The organism is Pedobacter sp. 01N416 (assembly GCF_056399685.1).
On record NZ_JBFTRT010000351.1, the window covers coordinates 1 to 5,316 of the forward strand.

The 5,316-nt window shown below is 38.2% G+C and carries 5 protein-coding genes; all 5 read left to right on the forward strand.

Translation table 11 applies throughout. From position 1 onward, the window contains the following. Positions 1-317 (forward strand): YfhO family protein (locus tag AC1DND_RS18405; RefSeq protein WP_477583830.1); only part of this gene is annotated, 317 nt, incomplete at its 5' end. A 654-nt stretch (positions 318-971) separates the two neighbouring features. After that, positions 972-1,826: a UDP-2,3-diacylglucosamine diphosphatase gene (locus tag AC1DND_RS18410; RefSeq protein WP_477583832.1), complete on the forward strand. Its 855-nt coding sequence runs from the start codon at positions 972-974 to the stop codon at positions 1,824-1,826. A 20-nt stretch (positions 1,827-1,846) separates the two neighbouring features. Then, entirely contained in the window at positions 1,847-2,836 is a 990-nt protein-coding gene (locus AC1DND_RS18415) for a glycosyltransferase family protein (protein WP_477583833.1), read from the forward strand. Between the two features lie 852 nt (positions 2,837-3,688). Further along, positions 3,689-4,669 carry a DUF6427 family protein gene (locus tag AC1DND_RS18420; protein WP_477583835.1) on the forward strand — a complete coding sequence of 327 codons (981 nt, stop codon included), beginning with the start codon at positions 3,689-3,691 and terminating at the stop codon, positions 4,667-4,669. A gap of 154 nt (positions 4,670-4,823) precedes the next feature. Next, positions 4,824-5,316: type III pantothenate kinase (locus AC1DND_RS18425; protein WP_477583837.1), on the forward strand; the 493-nt coding region annotated here is incomplete at its 3' end.

The window sequence follows — 5,316 nt, forward strand, 5'->3', positions numbered from 1 at the left end:
ACAGCTACAACCCTGATCATTTAACTTATGAATACTCAACCGCTAAAGATGTAATCGCAGTGTTTTCCGAAATCTATTATGATAAAGGCTGGAAAATGTATATCGATGGTGTTGAAAAGCCATACTTCAGGGCTGATTACGTTTTACGTGCAGCGCAGTTAGAAGCAGGCAACCATAAACTTGAGTTTATTTTCCACCCAACATCATATTATACCGGAGAGAAAATCTCTTTRGCAGGATCTATCTTGTTGTTGGCCGGATTAGGTTTTGGGTTTTACTCAGAAGAAAAGAAGAAAAAGAAAGCAGTTAAAGCTTAATATTTCTTTAAATAGATTTACGCCCCGCAAGATCAAAATCTTGCGGGGTTTTGTTTTTTAGTTCTAAGTCGTTCACTCCCCGCAACTTATCATCCCTTCTTTTCTCGCGTCATTTCGAGCGGAGTGCAACGCAGTCGAGAACCCGAAGGCTCAGCGAAGCTAAATCTGTCCAGATAGATCTCTCCATTTCACTGCGTTCCAGTCGAGATGACGATTTTTCTATTGGAATCCGTCAATGATAGCGCAATCAAAAGATCTTTAATATGAATTCATTGCACACCTTGAGATTCTGAGCATTCACACTTGCGATCGTCCTCCTGAACTTGTTTCAGGATCTATGAAAAGGAACTAACCTAAATCTTTGCCATTAACCGATTAGCTAACCATTGCGCTAATGAACAATAAACGGAATAGAATAATAATTTAACAATGTCGTAACATTTGTTTGATATACAGAGTCTTACCTTTGTAATGTAAATCAGATGATATGTTAGAATCATTCTTTGCCGTGTGTTTATTAATTGTTGTACTTTATTTCTTTAGCCCCTTTGAGGTAAAACTCGATGAGGAAGAGGAGTGGTAACACAGCTAATCTATCTCTGAACTGCTTTAATCGAGCGGTAATAAGACTCTTCCCCCTAAAATTTCCCGTTTATGGATAAAAGAAATGTCGATGTAGTCGTAATATCCGATGTACATTTAGGTACCTATGGTTGCCATGCAAAAGAACTTTTAAAATACCTTAAGAGCATAAAACCCAAAACGCTGATCTTAAATGGCGATATCATCGATATCTGGCAGTTTAGCAAAAGTTATTGGCCCGAATCGCACATGAAGGTGATCCGTAAACTGATGAAATTCGTATCGGAGGGTGTTCAGGTTCACTACCTAACGGGAAATCATGATGAAATGCTCCGCAAATTTGATGGCATGGAAATGGGTACTTTCCATCTCCAGAATAAATTAATTTTAGAGTTGGACGGTAAAAAGGCATGGTTTTTTCATGGCGATGTTTTTGATGTTACCATGCAGCACTCTAAATGGCTGGCTAAACTTGGTGCGGTTGGCTACGATACACTGATCCTCATTAATAGTTTTGTAAACTGGGTACTTACCGCATTTAGGCGGGAGAAGATGAGCTTTTCGAAAAAAATAAAAGCAAAGTTTAAAGACGCCGTTAAGTTCATCAATAGTTTTGAGCAAACTGCGGCAGAACTTGCCATCGAAAAAGGGTATCAGTACGTAGTTTGTGGCCATATTCATCAGGCTGAGCAACGTGAAATTGTTACCGAGGATGGAAAAGTGATTTACCTGAACAGTGGAGATTGGGTGGAAAGTTTAACCGCTTTAGAGTATGAAAATAAAAACTGGACGGTTTTTAAGTACGAACATCAACATTTTACAAAAGACGAATTGGATGAAGGAATCCTTTCTGATGCCGAGGATTTAAAAAGTAAACTGGACATAAATATTCTTTTACAGAATATAAAATATGAAATTGCCCAATAATTTTAGATATTCGGGCATAAATGAAGATACTTTACGCAATACAGGGAACAGGTAATGGTCATATCAGCAGGGCGAGGGAAATTATTCCTTTACTTCAGCAGTATGGCGAATTGGATATTTTAGTAAGTGGAACACAGGCCGATGTGAAACTCAGTCAGCCTGTAAAATATCAATTGCATGGTTTCAGTTTTATCTTTGGGAAAAAAGGCGGTGTAGACCATTTTAAAACATGGCTGAACATGAATCTTTTCCGATTTAGAAAAGATATGAAGCAGCTGCCTTTGAAAGAGTACAACTTAATTGTTAACGATTTTGAACCTGTAAGCGCCTGGGCCTGTAAACTGCAGGGCATAGAATGTGTATCATTGAGCCATCAGGCTGCATTTAAATCTAAAAAAGTACCCCGTCCTAGAACTTTAGATTGGGGGAAGTTGATTTTGAGCCGTTATGCGCCTACCAAATATCACATTGGCTTTCATTTCGACCGTTACGATACTTTTATCCATACCCCGGTAATCAGGGCAGAGATCCGAAATCTGAAAAGTGAAAATTTAGGACATTATACGGTATATCTTCCAGCCATTGACGATAAACGTTTGGTAAAGCTTTTTACTCAGCTCCCTGAGGTTACCTGGCAGGTTTTTTCTAAACACAGTAAAGTTGCCTACCAGGAAGGGAATGTTTTTGTAGAGCCTGTTAACAACGAAAAATTTAATAAAAGCCTGGCCACCTGCGAAGGTTTGTTTACCGGTGGCGGTTTCGAAGGACCTGCTGAAGCGCTTTATCTAAAGAAAAAACTGCTGGTGGCGCCTATGCGTTTTCAGTTTGAACAACAATGTAATGCCTATGCCTTAAAACAGTTTGGTTTGCCAGTAATTTGGGGAAGTACCAGGAATTGGTTGCCGATTATCAAAAACTGGGTAGAAAATCCTCAAAAACATGAGTTCAATTTTCCGGATGAAACAGCGCAGATCATTGATGATATGGTGAAGAAATACGCGAGGGTTTAGTCCTGAGTTTTCAGTCCTGAGTTCAAAGTCAATTTGCCTATGATTTGTTATCCTGAGAGATAATTTTTTTTTCATAAAATTCAATAAATGCCAGTTGGATTAAAAAGTAAATCTCCTCAGATTATCGTCATTGCGAGAAGGCTTTTTCAGCCGACGAAGCAATCTTACAACGATCGCTACCAGCGTGCGCATTAAGATTGCTTCGTCGTTCCTCCTCGCAATGACGACCTTTCTTTTGGAATATGTCATTGATAGTGTAGTCAAAGGATCATTTGTGATGAATTTAGTCATTAGATCTAAGTAGCAGTGGCTTTAGTTGATTACTTGCGTAGCAAAACTAGTTGGTTATTAACGGTCTTCGACTCCGCTCAGACTGACAAATCTTTAAGAGAGAGACAACTATATACATCCCTGCTTTAGTCTTTTAAGCTTTGGTTTTAGCTTGTTCTAATCCGTGGCACAATACTGCGTAATCTAAACCTGACAGGAGCGGACATCCCGATTTTTCATCGGGATAAAGCGGATGGCAGGGCTGCTGGAACCGATACAGACAGGAACCTGCTTTTCTAAAAAAGAATAGACCCCTCCTCATCAGTCTTTCTACTTTTTTATTTACCAAATGGTCTTCGACTCCGCTCAGCCTGACAGATTTATGGATGTCTTTTAATAGGATAAATAACATAAACCCTCCCTTTGGTCTTTAAGCTTTGGTCTTTCTACTTTTGTCCTTCCGCTCAACGCTTATCGCCCTCCGCTTTGGTATTTAAACTTTGGTCTTTAGTCTTTAAGCTTTGGTCTTTCTTCTGCTACTATTAAATTATTTTCTTTACTTTGCCTACTCTTTAAAAAGGCATGATTAATCAGTTTAGAAAACTAAATCCAATTAACCTCGTATTCTTGCTGGCGTACACATTCTTTTTGCGTATTGCCATTTTTCATGAAACGCACGATAAGCTGAACTTTGATTTTTTGGAGCCATTTGCCCGGTTATTGATCAATATAGATTTAGACAATGCCTTTACGCCATATACCAATATTTTTATCGCGGCACTTTTGGTTTATGTACAGGCTTTAATTTTCAATCGAGTTGTAAACAATCATAATTTATTGGCCAAACCCAGTTTCCTTCCTGGGCTGATGTTTGTAACAGGAACAAGTTTGTTCATGCCTTTTATGATCCTAAGTCCGGCATTGTTATGTAACTTTCTGTTGATTTGGATTATAGATAAGTTTTTAAAACTGGGTAAAAGTGCGAACTCCATTACCACTGTGTTCGATATCGGGATGATTATTGGGATTGGAACATTGATTTATTTTCCGTTTATGGCCATGTTGCTTATGATCTTTTTAGCACTGTTGCTTTTTAGGTCGTTTAATTGGCGCGAATGGGTAGCTGGCTTGATTGGCTTTATTACGGTTTTCTTTTTTCTGGCCGTATTTTATTATTGGAATGATAATTTAAGCTCGTTTTATCAGATATGGAAACCATTAGGCAATAAGTTTCCTTCGGTTTTTAAAATCAACTATAACGATTACCTGGTGCTGATCCCGGTAACGGTAATTATCATACTGGCATCACTACAGCTCCGGGAAAATTTCTTTAGGAGTTTTATCAGTACACGGAAGAGTTTTCAGCTGTTATTTTTCATGTTTATTATTTCTGCAGCAAGTTTTTACCTCAAACCGGATTTCAGGACCTGGCATTTTTTGCTGTGTGTACCGCCAGGATCGGTACTGTTGGCATACTATTTTAGCAATGCCAAAAAACGCTGGTTTTACGAAACATTGTTCGTTTTATTTGTGCTTTCGATACAGTATTTTCTGTTTGTTTAACCTTTTTTAACAAATAACTAGAGCGAAACTTGACAAAGATTAATAGCTTTGTGCATGATTTTAGAATTAAAGCTTTTTTAGTTTTAATCAAGATGGATAAAAAATGGAGTCATTGGAATTTCTAAGAACATATATTTGCAGTGGGAGATTTTAAATGCGTAGGCTAAGCATTGATATTGGAAATTCTGCTGTTAAGGTTGCAGTTTTTGCAGATAAGGAAATTATTCACCATCAGCGTTTCAATAAAATTGGGATACTTGACCTGGCTCAATTGATTGAGAAGTTTTCGCCAGCGAAATCCATCATCAGTAGTGTTAACCAGGAAGTTGGACCATTAGAAGTATTTTTAAAAAAGCATACCGAGTATATCCGTTTTTCAACCATGTTGACGAACGGCGTACAAAATAGATATAAAACGCCAGTTACTTTAGGATTAGATAGATGGGCTGCTATTTTGGGTGCAAATGGCTTACATCCAACAAACGCAAGTTTAGTGGTTGATGCAGGTACCTGTATTACTTACGATGTTTTAAGTAGCACGAAGGAATATTTTGGCGGAAGTATAAGCCCTGGTATTGGCATGCGTTTTAAAGCTGTACACGAATTTACCGGCCGTTTGCCTTTGGTGGATTGGGATGCAAATGAGG